Origin of the sequence: Streptomyces chumphonensis, assembly GCF_014779715.1 — a bacterium.
Taxonomy (GTDB): domain Bacteria; phylum Actinomycetota; class Actinomycetes; order Streptomycetales; family Streptomycetaceae; genus Streptomyces; species Streptomyces chumphonensis.
On record NZ_JACXYU010000016.1, the window covers coordinates 26,332 to 41,996 of the forward strand.

A 15,665-nucleotide genomic window follows, 5' to 3' on the forward strand; every position below is an offset into this window, starting at 1 on the left:
GGAGGAGGGTCGCGGCGGGGGTGACGGGCTGCCGGGCCACCGGGAGGCGGCCCGCCCGCGCTCAGCCTCGGGTGGCGAGCGAGCGCAGGAAGAACGCGAGGTTGGCCGGGCGCTCGGCGAGGCGGCGCATGAAGTAGCCGTACCAGTCGGTGCCGTACGGCACGTACACGCGCATCCGGTTTCCGGTGGCGACCAGGCGCTCCTGCTCGGCCTCGCGGATGCCGTAGAGCATCTGGAACTCGTACTCGTCCGGCTTGCGGCCGAAGCGGTGGGCGAGCTCCTGGGTGATCGCCACCATCCGCGGGTCGTGCGAGCCGATCATGGGATATCCCTGACCGGCCATGAGGATCTTCAAGCAGCGTACATACGCCCGGTCGACCTCGCGCTTGTCCTGATGGGCGACCTCGGCGGGCTCCTTGTACGCGCCCTTCACCAGGCGCACCCGGGAGCCTTCCCCGGCCAGCGCCCGGCAGTCCTCCTCGGTGCGGAAGAGGTAGGACTGCACCACCGCGCCGGTCTGCGGGAAGTCCCCGCGCAGCTCGGCGAGGATCGCGAGGGTGGAGTCCACCGTGGTGTGGTCCTCCATGTCCAGGGTCACGGTCGTCCCGGCGGCGGCGGCCGCCTCCACGACGGGCCGGACGTTCGCGAGGGCGATGTCGTGGCCGCCGGGCAGGGCCTGGCCGAACGCGGACAGTTTGACCGACATCTCGGCACGCTCGCCGAAGCCCCCCTGGCTGAGGACCTCGGCGAGCGCGAGGTAGGCGTCACGGGTGCGCAACGCCTCGCTCGGGTCGGTGACGTCCTCGCCCAGGTGGTCGAGGGTCACCTCCAGGCCGCGACCGGTCAGGTCGCGTACCGTACGGGCCGCCTGGTCGAGGTGCTCCCCGGCCACGAAGCGGTCCACCACGGGACGGGTGACCGGGGCCGCCGACACGAGCCGGCGGATGCCGTCACTGCGGGCGGCGGCGAGAAGCACAGGACCCAGCAACGGGCACCTCCAACAAGACATCTTTCTTACGGCAGGGTGAGCCACCGCAAAATCTAAGGATCACCCCGGTGACGTGCTATCGACAGCTGTCACGCTTGCGTGGCACGAATCTCAGACAGCTGTATGAGAATGGAGGGGCGGTGCCGCAGAAGGACGCCGGACGGCGAGGGGAAGGTGGACGGCGGGGATGCGCGAGGACTACCAGACGCTGATCGACGAGGTGTCGGCGCTGCTCGGCGCCCCCGCCACGCTGGAGGACCGCGACTTCGGCCTCATCGCCTTCGGTGCGCACGGCGGCGACGGCGACGACGGCGACCTCGTGATGGACCCCGTGCGGACCCGCTCGATCATGCAGCGACGGTCCTCGGCCGCCGTGCGGGCCTGGTTCGAGCGCTTCGGCATCACCCGGGCGCAGGCGCCCGTCCGCATCCCGCCCGACCCGGCGGCCGGGGTCGTCAAGGGCCGGATCTGCCTGCCGGTCCGGCACGGCGGCATCGTCCACGGGTACGTGTGGCTGCTGGACGACGGGACGCTCGACCTGGCCGACCCCCGCCTCGCCGAGGCACTCGCCACCGCGCGGCGCATCGGGGCGCTCCTGGCGGCGGAGGCCCGCGCCGGGGCGCGGCTCGGGGAGTTGCTGCACACCGCGCTGGCCGGCCCGGTGGCCGACCGCGCCGGGGCGACGGACGAGCTGCGGGAGACGCTCGGCCCGGCCGCCGCCGGACCGCTCGCCGTGGTGGCCGTCACGCCGTGGCACACGTACGGGGCGGGGCCGGGCGACACCGGCGAGCCCGCCACCCGGCTCCCCCAGGTGCCGGTCAGCTGCCCGGTGCCGGCCGGCGACGCGGGCAGCCCGGCGGGCGGGGCGCTGGCAGCGCTCGTGCGGCTCCGTGTGCCGGACGCCCTCGCCCCCGCCCGGGGCGCCGGTGAACGCCTTCTGCGCTCGCCCCGGACCGGCCTCCCCCCGGACGGCCGAGGCGCCGGGGCGGGGGCGGGCTCCCGTCCCGGCTCCTCCTCCGCGCCCGGCGAGCCCGGCTCCACGGCGGGCGTGAGCGCCGGGCTCCCCGGGCTCACCGGCCTGGCGTCCGCCTGGCGGCAGGCGCTCGCCGCAGCCCGCGCCGCCCGGGCCGAGCCCGGCATGGGGCCCGTCGCCGTGTGGCCCTCGCTCGGCCCCTACCGCCTGCTCACCGCACTGCCGGAGGCCGCGCAGGTCGACCCGGCGGTGCGGCGCCTGCTGGAACCGGCGCACCGCGAGATGGCCCGCACCGCCGAGGTCTACCTGGACTGCGCGGGGCAGGCGGGGCGGACGGCGGCGGCCCTCGGCATCCACCGTCAGACGCTCTACTACCGGCTCTCCCGCGTGGAGCAGCTGACCGGCCTCGACCTCGGCGACGGCGCCTCCCGCCTCCTGCTCCACATGGCCCTCAAGACCGCCCGGCTGTGAGGCGCGGCCTCACAGCTCAGCGCAGAGGCGGCGGGCCTCGTCGAGGTGGTCCATGGCCTCGCCGCTCAGCTCGAACTCTCGGTGGAAGGCATCCCGCGCCTTCAGCAGTCGCTCGGCCAGCGGCCGGTACCGCGCGTCCGCCTCTGCGGCACCCTGCGCGAGCGTCATGGCGCTCGACCAACGGTAGTTGTGCGTGAGGCCGTCCGGGCCCTCGTCGAGGAGGAGGTCCGGGTCGAAGCGGTCGAGCGCGCCGCAGGCGGCCTCGGCGTCGGCGCGGGCGTCGGACGGCGTGTCGTTCGCGACGACCGCCCAGACGGTACCCACCGCGCCCGCGCCGAGCACGAGCCCGGCGGCGAGGGCGGCCAGGACGAGGCCGGTCCGCTTGCGCGGTGGCGCGGGCGGGTACGGCACCGGGGCTATGGGCGGGTGCTGGGGCTGCTGAGGGTACATGTGCGGCAGGCTATCGCCGCGTCCCGCTCCCCGGCCCGCCGCAGCCGTCCACAACGCTTCGGGTGACGGCCTGTTGACGTGGCCTGGGCCCGGTCCGGACGCGCCGACGGCGGGCCACGCGAGGACACCCCGCGTGGCCCGCCGTCGGGCGGTGGTCCGGCTGGATCAGGCGTCGGTGAGGTTCACCGCGCGGGCGGAGGTGGCGCCGATCTCCTCGGCGATCTCCGCGAGGACGGCCGGCGGGATCGTGTCGTCCACCGTCAGCGCGACGAGGGCCTCGCCGCCCTCCTCGGCGCGCGAGACCTGCATCCCGGCGATGTTGATGCCGGCCTCGCCCAGGATGCGGCCCACCGTGCCGACGACGCCCGGACGGTCGCCGTAGCGCAGGAAGGCCATGTGCTCGGCGAGCGACAGCTCGATCTCGTGGTCCCCGACGCCGACGATCTTCTGCACGTGCTTGGGGCCGGCCAGCGTGCCGGAGACGGCGATCTCCTCGCCGTCGCCCAGCGTGCCGCGCACCGTCACGAGGTTGCGGTGGTCGGGGGAGTCGCTGGAGGTGGTGAGGCGGACCTCGACACCGCGCTCCTGGGCGAACAGCGGGGCGTTGACGTACGACACGGTGTCGTCGACGACGTCCTCGAAGACGCCCTTGAGCGCGGAGAGCTCCAGCACCTTGACGTCGTGCTGGGTGATCTCGCCGTAGACCTCGACGTCGAGCCGGACCGCGACCTCGCCCGCGAGGGCGGTGAAGATCCGGCCGAGGCGCTCGGCCAGCGGCAGGCCGGGCCGGACGTCCTCGGCGATGACGCCGCCCTGCACGTTGACGGCGTCCGGGACGAGCTCGCCCGCGAGCGCCAGCCGCACCGAGCGGGCGACGGCCACGCCCGCCTTCTCCTGGGCCTCGCCGGTGGAGGCGCCGAGGTGGGGGGTGCACACGACCTGGTCGAAGGCGAACAGCGGGGAGTCGGTGCACGGCTCGGACGCGTACACGTCCAGGCCGGCCCCGGCGACGCGGCCCTCCTTGAGCGCCGCGTACAGGGCGTCCTCGTCGACGATGCCGCCGCGCGCGGCGTTGACGATCCGCACGCTCGGCTTGACCTTGTGGAGCGCCTCGTCACCGATCAGACCCAGCGTCTCGGGCGTCTTCGGCAGGTGGACGGTGATGAAGTCGGAGACCTCCAGCAGCTCGTCGAGGGTGAGCAGCTTGACGCCCATCTGGGCGGCGCGGGCGGGCTGCACGTAGGGGTCGTAGGCGACGACCTTCATGCCGAAGGCGGACATCCGCTGGGCGACGAGCACGCCGATGCGGCCGAGGCCGACGACGCCGAGCGTCTTCTCCGACAGCTCGACGCCCGTGTACTTGCTGCGCTTCCACTCCCCCTGCTTGAGCGCCGTGTTCGCCTGCGGGATGTTGCGGGCGGTGGCGACGAGCAGGCCGCAGGCCAGTTCGGCGGCGGTGACGATGTTGGACGTCGGCGCGTTGACGACCATGACGCCGGCCTTCGTCGCGGCGGAGACGTCCACGTTGTCCAGGCCCACACCCGCGCGGGCGACGACCTTGAGCCGGCGGGCGGCGGCGATCGCCTCGGCGTCGACCTTGGTGGCGCTGCGGACCAGGACGGCGTCGACGTCCGCGATCGCCGGGAGCAGCTCGCCCCGGTCGGCCCCGTTGCAGTGCCGGATCTCGAAGTCCGGGCCGAGCGCGTCGATGGTGGCCGGGGAGAGTTCCTCGGCGATGAGTACTACGGGCTTGCTCACTTCGTCTCAGTCCTCACTAGTCCTGGGAGTACCACCCGCGGCCCGCCGGGCCGGGGGGAGGACGGCCGCGTCCCGACGGCCGAAGGCGGTGGAGATGGGCAGCCGCGTGGAGACGCACGACGCTGTGAGCCTGTGACGCGTTTCTGCTGGGCAGTCTAATCGCGATGGCGGGCTCGTTCGGCGCGTTCGCCGATCATCCCCCGATCGGGGGCCGCGCCCCGCCCGCCGGCCCGCGCGCAGGGGTGAGGCGCGGGCGCCGCGGCGGACGGGTCCGCCGCGGCGCCCGTGGGCTCACGCCTCGTCGTCGACCCAGCTCATGAGCTTGCGCAGCTCCTTGCCGGTGGTCTCCAGCGTGTGGTCGGCGTCGGCCTTCTTGTACTCGTTGTACTTCGGCAGCCCGGCCTTGTACTCGGCCATCCAGTTCTTGGCGAACGTGCCGTCCTGGATCTCGCCGAGGACCTTCTTCATCTCCGCCTTGGTCTGGTCGGTGATGACGCGCGGCCCGGTGACGTAGTCGCCCCACTCGGCGGTCTCGGAGACCGACCAGCGCATCTTGCTCAGGCCGCCCTCGTACATCAGGTCGACGATGAGCTTCAGCTCGTGCAGGCACTCGAAGTAGGCGATCTCCGGCTGGTAGCCCGCCTCCACCAGGGTCTCGAAACCGGCCTTCACCAGCGCCGAGGCGCCGCCGCACAGGACGGCCTGCTCGCCGAAGAGGTCGGTCTCGGTCTCCTCGGTGAAGGTCGTCTTGATGACGCCGGCGCGGGTGCCGCCGATGCCCTTGGCGTAGGAGAGGGCCAGCTCGAAGGCCTTGCCCGTGGCGTCCTGCTCGACGGCCGCGATGCAGGGGACGCCGCGTCCCTCCTCGAACTGGCGGCGCACGAGGTGGCCGGGGCCCTTCGGCGCGACCATGCAGACGTCGACGTTGGCCGGCGGCTGGATGAAGCCGAAGCGGATGTTGAAGCCGTGCCCGAAGAACAGGGCGTCGCCGTCCTTCAGGTTGTCCTTGACGGACTGCTCGTACACCTCCGCCTGGATCGGGTCCGGCACCAGGATCATGATGACGTCGGCCTCGGCCGCCGCCTCGGCGGGGGTGACGACCCGCAGGCCCTGCTCCTCGGCCTTCGCCTTGGAGGAGGAGCCCTCGTGCAGACCGACGCGCACGTCGACGCCCGAGTCGCGCAGGGAGAGCGCGTGGGCGTGGCCCTGGCTGCCGTAGCCGAGCACGGCCACCTTGCGGCCCTGGATGATGGACAGGTCGGCGTCGTCGTCGTAGAACAGCTCGGCCACTTCGGACATCTCCTTGTTGTGTTGCTGTGCGGGCCCGGCACGGGAGTCCCGCGTCGGGTCCAACGTTATGGGGATCCGGGGGTGCGCACCGCCGGGTCTCGCGATGCGGTCCGCGGCGGCGCCCGGTCACCGCCGGTGCGGACGGGCGGCGTTACGCGCTGCGCTCCAGCGCGCGCAGCGAGCGGTCGGTGATGGAGCGTGCGCCCCGGCCGACGGCGATCGTGCCGGACTGCACGAGCTCCTTGATGCCGTACTGCTCCAGCATCTTCAGCATCGCCTCCAGCTTGTCGCTGCTGCCGGTGGCCTCGATGGTCACGGCCTCCGGGGAGACGTCGACGGTCTTGGCGCGGAACAGCTGGACGATCTCCACGATCTGGGAACGGGTCTCGCCGTCGGCGCGCACCTTCACCAGAACGAGTTCACGCTGCACGGCGGCGCCCGGTTCCAGCTCGACGATCTTCAGCACGTTGACGAGCTTGTTGAGCTGCTTCGTCACCTGCTCCAGCGGCAGGTCCTCGACGTTCACCACGATGGTGATGCGGGAGATGTCCGGGTGCTCGGTGGTGCCGACCGCCAGGGAGTCGATGTTGAAGCCGCGCCGGGAGAACAGTGCGGTGATCCGGGCCAGGACGCCCGGCTTGTTCTCCACCAGGACGGAGAGGGTGTGCTTGGACATGGGTTCGGGTCTCTCTCGCTACTCGCGCCGGTGGTCTCAGTCGTCGCTGTCGCCGAAGTCCGGCCGGACGCCGCGCGCCGCCATGACCTCGTCGTTGGAGGTGCCGGCCGCGACCATCGGCCAGACCATGGCGTCCTCGTGGACGATGAAGTCCACGACCACGGGCCGGTCGTTGATGGCGTTGGCCTTCTCGATCACGGCGTCCAGGTCGGCCGGGTCCTCGCAGCGCAGGCCGACACAGCCCATGGCCTCGGCGAGCTTGACGAAGTCCGGGCAGCGGGTGCCCAGGTTGGGCTGTTTGACCTCGCCCTGCGCGCCGTCGGCGCCCTCGGCGGCCTGAGCGCCCTGCGAGCCGGGGCCGGAGTGCAGGACGGTGTTGGAGTAGCGCTGGTTGTAGAACAGCGTCTGCCACTGGCGCACCATGCCCAGGGCGCCGTTGTTGATGACGGCGACCTTGATCGGGATGTTGTTGAGCGCGGCGGTGACCAGCTCCTGGTTGGTCATCTGGAAGCAGCCGTCGCCGTCGATCGCCCACACCGGACGGTCGGGGGCACCGGCCTTGGCCCCCAGCGCGGCCGGGACGGCGTAGCCCATCGTGCCGAGGCCGCCGGAGTTGAGCCAGGTGGCGGGGCGCTCGTAGTCGATGAAGTGGGCGGCCCACATCTGGTGCTGCCCGACGCCGGCCGCGTAGATGGTGTCGGCGGGCGCGAGGCGGCCGATGCGCTCGATGACCTGCTGCGGCGAGAGCGAACCGTCGTCCGGCAGGTCGTAGCCCAGCGGGTAGGTGTCCCGCCAGCGGTCGAGCATCTGCCACCAGCCGCTGTAGTCGGCCTTCGTGCCGCTCTCCTGCTCGGTCTGGACGGCGACCACCAGGTCGGCGATGACCTCGCGGGCGTCCCCGACGATCGGCACGTCGGCGGTGCGGTTCTTGCCGATCTCCGCCGGGTCGATGTCGGCGTGCACGACCTTGGCGTACGGGGCGAAGGAGTCGAGCTTCCCGGTGACGCGGTCGTCGAAGCGGGCGCCCAGCGCCACGATGAGGTCGGCCTTCTGCAGGGCGGTGACCGCCGCGACCGAACCGTGCATCCCGGGCATGCCGAGGTGCTGCGGGTGGCTGTCGGGGAAGGCGCCGAGGGCCATCAGGGTCGTGACGACCGGAGCGCCGGTCAGCTCCGCCAGCACCTTCAGCTCGGCGGTGGCGCCGGCCTTCAGGACACCGCCGCCGACGTAGAGCACCGGGCGCCGGGACTCGCCGACGAGCTTGGCGGCCTCGCGGATCTGCTTGGCGTGCGGCTTGGTGACCGGGCGGTAGCCGGGCAGGTCGTGCGTGGGGGGCCACGAGAAGACCGTCTGGGCCTGGAGCGCGTCCTTGGCGATGTCCACCAGCACCGGTCCGGGGCGGCCGGTGCTCGCGATGTGGAACGCCTCGGCGATGGTGCGCGGGATGTCGGCCGGGTCGGTGACCAGGAAGTTGTGCTTGGTGATCGGCATGGTGATGCCGCAGATGTCGGCTTCCTGGAAGGCGTCGGTGCCGATGGCCTTGGACGCGACCTGGCCGGTGATCGCCACGAGCGGGACGGAGTCCATGTGCGCGTCGGCGATCGGCGTCACGAGGTTGGTGGCGCCCGGCCCCGAAGTGGCCATGCAGACGCCGACCTTGCCGGTGGCCTGCGCGTACCCGGTGGCCGCGTGCCCGGCCCCCTGCTCGTGACGGACGAGGATGTGGCGCACCCGGCCGGAGTCCATCATCGGGTCGTAGGCGGGCAGGATCGCACCGCCGGGAATGCCGAAGACGGTGTCGGCGCCCACCTCCTCCAGCGCACGGACGAGGGACTGCGCGCCCGTGACGTGCTCGACGGTGGCGGGCTGCTGTGCACCGCCGGTACGGGCCCGCGGCTGCGGTCGGGGGGCTCCGGAGGCCTGCTCGGTCATCGGCTTTCTCTTCTCGGCGAGGTGAGGGTGGTGCCGCCCGTGGAGCGTGGTGCTGGAGGGGTGGGCGGTTCTGGTGGTGGCGCTGGGGTGTGACGTCCGGTGTCGGATGTCACGTTTGGGCGGGAGTTGTCAGGGGTGCTGGTGCAACAAAAAACCCCTCGTGCCGAGGTGGCAAGCGAGGGGAGCGCGTCGCTGGGGATCGCGGGGTGGTGAGGGCCCCGGGTCAGCCGACGCGCTGTCCAAGTACGAGAATTCGGGTGCGCATGACGTTGACCTTCCTCCGGTGGCACACACAGTGTCAAGTAGGTGGGACGGACGTCTCACTATGTGAGCGCAATGGCGGATGCGTGACGGGATCGGGCCCGGCGGCTCCTCCCCTGCGCACCGGAAGGGCCCGACCCGCCCTGCTCGCCGGACGCCCGGCGGCCGCCCGCGCGGGCGGCACCGTGGCCGGGTGCTCGGGGACGGGGAAGCGACGGCGGCGCAGGGCTCGGCGCAGCCGGTGCTCGTCCAGCGGGCCGCAGAACGCCGCACCCTGCCCGTGGGTGCAGCCGAGCCGGCGCAGGACGGTGACCTGCTCCACCGTGTCGACGCTCTCCGCGAGCGAGCCCAGGCCGAGGTCGCCCGCGATGCGCAGCAGCCCGGCGGTGATGGTGTGCAGCCGCGGGGACGCCACGACGTCCCCCACCAGGGGGCCACCGAGCCGCAGCAGATCGGCGGGGAGCCCGTGCAGGGCCGTCAGACTGCCGGAACCGCCGCTGAAGCCGTCCACCACCACCGTCACACCGAGGCCGCGCAGGACCGCGAGCCGCTCGGCCAGCGCGTCCATGGTGCGGGCGTCGACCGGGCGGCCCGGGACGGCGGCGGGCTCCAGCACCAGGCCGTCGGGGGGCAGGCCGAAGCGCTCCAGGAGCGCTTCGACGCCGCCGTCCCGCCCGGCCTGCGCGCACAGCTCCGTCGCGCCGATGCGCACCGCGACGGGCGTGGTGAGGCCCGCGCGGTGCCGCGCGGCGGCCTGCTGGACGGCCTCGCGCAGGAGCAGCGGCCCGTGCGGGCCGTCGGCGTCCACCAGGCCCTGGGCGGCGCCGCGGCGCGCGAGCGCCGCGACGGCGGCGATCTCGCCGGTGGCCAGCTCGACGACGGGCTGGTGCAGCAGGAGCAGCGGCCCGTCCGGACGGGAGCCGGCCGCGGAGAGGTCGTCGGCGCCGCCCCGGCGGCGGGCGGCCCCGGCCCCGCGCCCCGCCGGGGGCCGCCGGGACGCCGGCGCGCCCTCCCGGGACACGGGCAGCAGCGGCGGTGGGGGCTGGGACTGGGCGAGCAGTTCGGGAACGTACAGCTCGACGCGGCCCTTCCCCAGCCGTTTGGCCCGGTACATCGCGAGGTCGGCGTTGCGCATGAGCGCGGCGGGGGCGATGCCCGGTTCGGCGAAGGCGACGCCGATGGAGGCGGCGACCCGGACCTCACCGCCCGTCGTCGGCCCGTCGAGCGGATAGGGCTCCGAGAGCCGTTCGCGCAGCCGGTCGGCGATCTCCAGGACGCGGACCTCGCGTTCGGCCCGGCCGCCGGAGCCGTCGCCCAGGATGAGGGCGGCGAACTCGTCGCCGCCGAGCCGGGCGGCGGTGTCCCCCGCGCGGACGGAGTCCAGCAGGCGGCGCCCGGCGTGCACGAGGAGTTCGTCCCCGGCCTGATGGCCGAGGCCGTCGTTGACCGCCTTGAACCCGTCGAGGTCGATGAAGAGGACGGCCGCGTCCCGGTCCGGGTCGTCGCCCTCCCGGCGCCCGCCGAGTGCCTGGCGCACCCGGTCGGTGAACAGAGCGCGGTTGGGCAGGTCGGTGAGCGGGTCGTGGGAGGCGTTGTGCTGCAACTGCGCCTGCAGACGGACCCGTTCGGTCACGTCCCGGCTGTTGAAGATCAGCCCGCCCTGGTAGCGGTTGACCGTGGACTCGACGTTGAGCCAGTCACCGCACGCGTGCCGGAACCGGCACTCGACGCGCGTCGCCGGCTCGTCCTCGGCCGGAGCGGCGAGGTAGCGGCGCAGCTCGCGGTGGAGTCGGCCGAGGTCGTCGGGGTGCACCAGGCGGTCCAGGTCGGTACCGACGAGGGCGTCCGCCTCCCGGCCGAAGACGCCGGCCGCCGCCGGGCTGGCGTACCGCAGCACACCGGCGGGGGAGGTGATCATGATGACGTCGCTGGAGCCCTGGACCAGGGACCGGAAGTGGTTCTCCTTGTGGGCCAGTTCGCGGGTGAGCCGGATGTTGTCCAGCAGCATGATCCCCTGCCGCACCACGAGGGCCAGGACGACGGCGCACGCCGTGCAGAGCACGACGCGGTCGACGGCGCTGCCGTCGCGGACGTCGTAGAGCACCCCCAGCATGCAGACGGCGCCGGCCAGGTACGGGGTGAGGGCGGCCAGCGAGCCGGTGACGGGGCGCCCGGCGCCCGGCACCGGCGCCTCGTCCCGCTGCGGGTGGGCGCCGTTGGCCCAGGGCGCGTAGGCGAGCAGGAGGGAACCGGCGAACCACCCGGCGTCCAGGAGCTGCCCGGAGTGGTAGTGGGCCTGGAGCAGGGGTGAGGTGAACAGGGCGTCGCACAGGACGGTGAGGGCCAGGGCCCCCACAGCCGTGTTGATCGCCGAGCGTTGGGCGGAACCGCGCCGCAGGTGCAGCACGAGCACCATGCTCACCAGCACGATGTCCAGGAGGGGATAGGCGAGTTGCATCGCGGCCTGGGCGACCGTGCCGTGGTCCCAGCCCTCGGTGTGGGTGAGGGCCAGGCTCCAGGACAGGGTGAGCAGCGAGCCGCCGATCAGCCACGCGTCCAGCCCGAGGCAGATCCAACCGGCCCGCGTGACGGGCCGCTTGGCCAGGACGAGGAGCCCGACGACGGCGGGCGGGGCGAAGAGGAGGAAGGCGAAGTCGGCCAGGGAGACGGCGGGCACCGGACGGCCGAGGACGACCTCGTACCACCCCCACACCGCGTTGCCAAGACCGGCCATGGCGGACGAGAGGGCGAACAGGTACCAGGCGGGGCGGAAGGTGCCGGGGTGGGTGCGGGCGTACCAGTAGCAGGAACCGGCCGCCAGGAACGCCGCCGCGCTGAGCCCGAAGTCCCCCATGAAGAGGGCGACTCCACGCGAGCCCCAGCCGAGCGCGGCACCCGCCGCGTAGCTCAGGCAGGCGGCCACCAGGACGAGCTGCGGGACCACGGAGGGGCGCGGGGGGCCGGGTGGCCCGCCCCCGGCCGGCCGGGCCGGGCCGTCGGGCAGGCCGGTGGGCGGGCGGGACGGCGGCCTCGCAGCGGCCGGCCCGGACGCCGCCGCGGCCCGGCGCGGACCGATGTCCGTCATGGTCGTTCCGTCAGCGGTCATGGCGCCACCTCTCACCCGGCGCGCATCCCGGCCGACGGGGCCGGGTGAGCGTGCCGACGCTCCGGTAGCCGTCCACGATCAGGCAGTTCGTCCTTTGGCCATGCATTCGCCCGTCGCCCCCCTGGGTGTCCTGGTATCTCCCCGTCCGGACGATACACCAGTTCCGTCACACACGGGTATAGGGTCTCTACAGACGGTGACGACCTAGGGGTTTGTCAACACGGAGAGCGATCGCGTGCCTGCGATGCGTGGCGCAGGGGGCTGCCGGGGCGTCGGGTTCCGCTCGCCGGACCGGCCGCGCGGGCCTCCCGGACGGCCCCGGGGCGGCTTCGGGGCGGCTTTTCGGGGCGGCCTCGCGCGCCCACGCGCCCTCAGCCGGCGCGGTGCACGACGTGCTCCAGGGGCCCGCCCTCGGCCAGTCGCCCGAGTTGGGCCCCCACGAGCCGCCGGGCACGCGGCCAGAACGCGGACGTCGGGCCGCCCACGTGCGGGGTGATGAGGGCCCCGGGCGCCCGCCACAACGGGTGCCCCGCGGGCAGGGGTTCGGGGTCCGTCACGTCCAGGGCCGCCCGCAGCCGCCCGGACTTCAGTTCCGCCAGCAGCGCGTCGGTGTCCACGACGCCGCCGCGTGCGACGTTGACCAGCAGGGCACCGTCGCGCATCGCGGCGAGGAAACGGGCGTCCGCCAGGCGCCGGGTCTCCTCGGTGAGCGGCACGGCCAGCACGACGACGTCCGCCTCCGGCAGCAGGCGCGGCAGGTCCGCCAGCGCGTGCACCGGGCCGCGCGGACCCTGGCGGGCGGTCCGCGCGACGCGGTCGACGCCGGCCACCTCGAAGGGGATCAGGCGCTCCTCGACGGCCCGCCCGATGCCGCCCTGGCCGACGACGAGCACCCGCCGGTCCGCGAGGGCGGGGCGGAAGCCACCGCTCCAGCGGTCCGCGTCCTGCTGGCGGACGAAGTCGGGCAGCCCGCGCAGCGAGGCGAGGATGAGGGTCAGGGCCAGTTCGGCGGTGCTCGCGTCGTGCACCCCGCCGGCGTTGCACAGGACCGCGCCCGGGGCGAGCGCGCCCAGGCCGGGGGTCATGTGCTCGACCCCGGCCGTGAGCGTCTGCACCAGCCGTACGGACGGCATCCGTTCCAGCGGACGCAGCACGTCGGCGGGCGGCTTGAGGTAGGGGACGACATAGCCGACGCACCGGGCGGGGTCGGCCGGGTAGGGCTCCTCCGCGTTCCAGTAGCGGTAGGTGAAGGTGTCCGGCAGGCCTTCCACGTCGTCGGCCGGCAGGGGAAGCCACACGTCGCTCGCGTTCATGACGCCCCAGGCTAGGGGCCTCGGAGCCGGGCCGGACGCGCGGTGCGCGACCGCGGACCGAACGGGCGGGACCGACCGGTTAGTTTGGGGGTTTCGACGGTGGAAGGGGGAACGGAGCCGGTGGAGGGCAGGACACTCGGCGCCGCGGCACTGCGCGTCGGGGCGATCGGTCTCGGCTGCATGCCGATGAGTTGGGCCTACACGACGTCCGAGCAGGTCGGCGAGGAGGCCGTGCGGGCGCTGCACGCCGCGCTCGACGAGGGGACGACGCTGCTGGACACCGCCGACATGTACGGCCCGTTCACCAACGAACTCCTCGTGGGCCGGGTGCTCAGGCGGCGCCGCGCGGAGGCGTTCGTCTCCACCAAGGCCGGGCTGCTCGTGGGCGACCAGCACATCGTGGCCAACGGCCGGCCCTCCTACATCCGGCGGGCCTGCGACGCCTCGCTGCGCCGGCTCCAGACCGACGTCATCGACCTCTACCAGCTGCACCGCCCCGACCCCGAGGTGCCGGTGGAGGAGACGTGGGGGGCGATGGCGGAGCTCGTGACGGCGGGCAAGGTCCGGGCGCTGGGATGGTGCGCGGTCGACGCGCGGACCCGCAGGCGCCTCCCCGGCACGGACCTGTACGAGGGGACGCTGACGCAGTTGCGGCGCGTGCAGCAGGTCTTCCCGGTGGGCGCGGTGCAGGCGGAGCTGTCGGTGTGGTCCCGGGAGGCGCTGGGCAGGCTGCTGCCCTGGTGCGCGGAGCGCGGCGTGGGGCTGCTGGCGGCGATGCCGCTGGGCCACGGGTTCCTGAGCGGCACGCTCACGCCGGGCAGCGGCTTCGAGCCCGACGACGTCCGGGCCCGGCACCCGCGCTTCACCGCCGAGATGATGGCGGCCAACCAGCCGGTGGTCGCCGGGCTGCGGCGGGTGGCCGCCCGGCACGGGGACGCCACCCCGGCGCAGGTGGCCCTGGCCTGGCTGCTGGCCCAGGGGCCGCACGTCGTGCCGGTCCCCGGCACCAAGAAGGCCCGCTGGGCCGTGGAGAACGCGCGGGCCGGGCGGCTGCGCCTGACGGACGCGGAGGTGGCCGAGATCGGCGCGCTGCCGCCCGCGCTCGGTTCGTGGGACTGAGGGCCGGACACGCGGTCGGTCTCCTGACGGCGCTGAAAGCGCCGACGGCATACCGCGTACCGCCGATCCCTCCGCACGCCGCCGCGCCATGTGGTGTCCTGAAGACAACAGGCCGAAGGAAGGAACCCGCCGTGCGACGCCCCGCCTCAACCGCCGTGCTGGCCACCGCGCTGCTGCTCACCGCCGCCTGTGCGGGGGGTCCGGCGGACGACGGCCGGCCGGAGGAGTCCCCCGCGCCGCGTCCCACCGACGCCCCGACCGCCCCGCCGGCGGCCTCCCCCGACGCGGCCGGTCCCTCCGGCCCGGCCGCGTCCCCGGCTCCGGCCCGGGGTTCGGTCGACGTCGACGGGACGGTGGCGACGGGTCTGGAGTCCCCGTGGGGTCTGGCCCCGCTGCCCGGCGGTGACCTGCTCGTCTCCTCCCGGGACGACGGCACGATCCAGCGGGTGGCGGCGGAGGACGGCGCCGTCACGGAGGTCGGCGCCGTGCCCGGCGTCGATCCGGGGGGCGAGGGGGGCCTGCTGGGCATCACGCTCGGGGCCGGTGACGCCGAGGGCTACCTGTACGCCTACTTCACCAGCGCGTCGGACAACCGCGTGGTGCGGATGGCCTACGACGCGGACGACCCGGAGGCCGGGCTCGGCGCGCCGGACACCGTGGTGCGGGGCGTGCCGAAGGCGTCGATCCACAACGGCGGCCGCATGGCCTTCGGCCCCGACGGCATGCTCTACATCGGCACCGGGGACGCGAACCGGGGCGACGCCGCGCAGGACGAGGACTCGCTGGCGGGGAAGATCCTGCGGGTCCGGCCCGACGGCGGAGCGCCGCAGGAGGGCAATCTGAAGCCGGGCTCGCCGGTGTTCTCCCTGGGCCACCGCAACGTGCAGGGGCTGGCCTTCGACGGGGCGGGCCGGCTGTGGGCCTCGGAGTTCGGCCAGAACACGTGGGACGAGCTCAACCTCGTCGAGGCGGGGAGGAACTACGGCTGGCCGGTGGTCGAGGGGGCCGCCGACGAGGAGGGCTTTGTCGACCCCGTCGCCCAGTGGCGGCCCGAGGAGGCGTCGCCGTCCGGCCTGGCCTGGTCCCAGGGCTCGCTGTGGCTGGCGGGGCTGCGCGGGGAGCGGCTGTGGCGCATCCCGCTTAACGGGCGGGAACTCGCGGCGGAGCCGGAGGCGTTCCTGGAGGGCGAGTACGGACGGCTGCGAACCGTCGTCGCGGACGGCGGCGGCGAGCTGTGGCTGATGAACAGCAACACCGACGGCCGGGGCAGCCCGGACGGCGAGGACGACCGCGTCCTGAAGCTGACGGTCGACTGACCGCGGGCGGCG

At 74.0% G+C, this 15,665-nt stretch carries 11 protein-coding genes; 3 read left to right on the forward strand and 8 right to left on the reverse strand.

What is annotated here, in order from left to right:
• Nucleotides 1-61: 61 nt before the first annotated feature.
• On the reverse strand, nucleotides 62-988 hold the full coding sequence (locus tag IF129_RS22755) for a proline dehydrogenase family protein (protein ID WP_191211669.1): 927 nt from the start codon (nucleotides 986-988) through the stop codon (nucleotides 62-64).
• Nucleotides 989-1,175: 187 nt separating this feature from the next.
• On the opposite strand from IF129_RS22755, the gene IF129_RS22760 reads away from it, so the two are divergent.
• Nucleotides 1,176-2,432: a PucR family transcriptional regulator gene (locus tag IF129_RS22760; protein ID WP_191211670.1), complete on the forward strand. Its 1,257-nt coding sequence runs from the start codon at nucleotides 1,176-1,178 to the stop codon at nucleotides 2,430-2,432.
• 9 nt (nucleotides 2,433-2,441) lie between these two features.
• Here the strand turns inward: IF129_RS22760 and IF129_RS22765 are convergent, their stop codons facing one another.
• The 7 genes from IF129_RS22765 to IF129_RS22795 all read right to left on the reverse strand — a co-directional run bounded on the left by IF129_RS22765 (nucleotide 2,442) and on the right by IF129_RS22795 (nucleotide 13,218).
• Nucleotides 2,442-2,882: a hypothetical protein gene (locus tag IF129_RS22765; protein ID WP_191211671.1), complete on the reverse strand. Its 441-nt coding sequence runs from the start codon at nucleotides 2,880-2,882 to the stop codon at nucleotides 2,442-2,444.
• A 165-nt stretch (nucleotides 2,883-3,047) separates the two neighbouring features.
• Nucleotides 3,048-4,640, reverse strand: a complete 1,593-nt coding sequence (serA, locus tag IF129_RS22770) for a phosphoglycerate dehydrogenase (protein WP_191211672.1) — start codon at nucleotides 4,638-4,640, stop codon at nucleotides 3,048-3,050.
• A gap of 291 nt (nucleotides 4,641-4,931) precedes the next feature.
• On the reverse strand, nucleotides 4,932-5,930 hold the full coding sequence (gene ilvC, locus IF129_RS22775) for a ketol-acid reductoisomerase (protein WP_191211745.1): 999 nt from the start codon (nucleotides 5,928-5,930) through the stop codon (nucleotides 4,932-4,934).
• Nucleotides 5,931-6,081: 151 nt separating this feature from the next.
• Nucleotides 6,082-6,606, reverse strand: coding sequence for an acetolactate synthase small subunit (gene ilvN / locus IF129_RS22780; protein ID WP_191211673.1), 525 nt, complete (start codon nucleotides 6,604-6,606; stop codon nucleotides 6,082-6,084).
• Nucleotides 6,607-6,642: 36 nt separating this feature from the next.
• Nucleotides 6,643-8,538, reverse strand: a complete 1,896-nt coding sequence (locus IF129_RS22785; protein ID WP_191211674.1) for an acetolactate synthase large subunit — start codon at nucleotides 8,536-8,538, stop codon at nucleotides 6,643-6,645.
• A 298-nt stretch (nucleotides 8,539-8,836) separates the two neighbouring features.
• Nucleotides 8,837-11,905: a putative bifunctional diguanylate cyclase/phosphodiesterase gene (locus IF129_RS22790; RefSeq protein ID WP_224755435.1), complete on the reverse strand. Its 3,069-nt coding sequence runs from the start codon at nucleotides 11,903-11,905 to the stop codon at nucleotides 8,837-8,839.
• Nucleotides 11,906-12,276: 371 nt separating this feature from the next.
• Nucleotides 12,277-13,218: a 2-hydroxyacid dehydrogenase gene (locus IF129_RS22795; protein ID WP_191211675.1), complete on the reverse strand. Its 942-nt coding sequence runs from the start codon at nucleotides 13,216-13,218 to the stop codon at nucleotides 12,277-12,279.
• A gap of 120 nt (nucleotides 13,219-13,338) precedes the next feature.
• On the opposite strand from IF129_RS22795, the gene IF129_RS22800 reads away from it, so the two are divergent.
• Together IF129_RS22800 and IF129_RS22805 are read left to right on the forward strand one after the other, a co-directional pair.
• Nucleotides 13,339-14,337: an aldo/keto reductase gene (locus IF129_RS22800; RefSeq protein ID WP_191211747.1), complete on the forward strand. Its 999-nt coding sequence runs from the start codon at nucleotides 13,339-13,341 to the stop codon at nucleotides 14,335-14,337.
• 131 nt (nucleotides 14,338-14,468) lie between these two features.
• Entirely contained in the window at nucleotides 14,469-15,653 is a 1,185-nt protein-coding gene (locus tag IF129_RS22805; RefSeq protein WP_191211676.1) for a PQQ-dependent sugar dehydrogenase, read from the forward strand.
• Nucleotides 15,654-15,665: the final 12 nt, after the last annotated feature.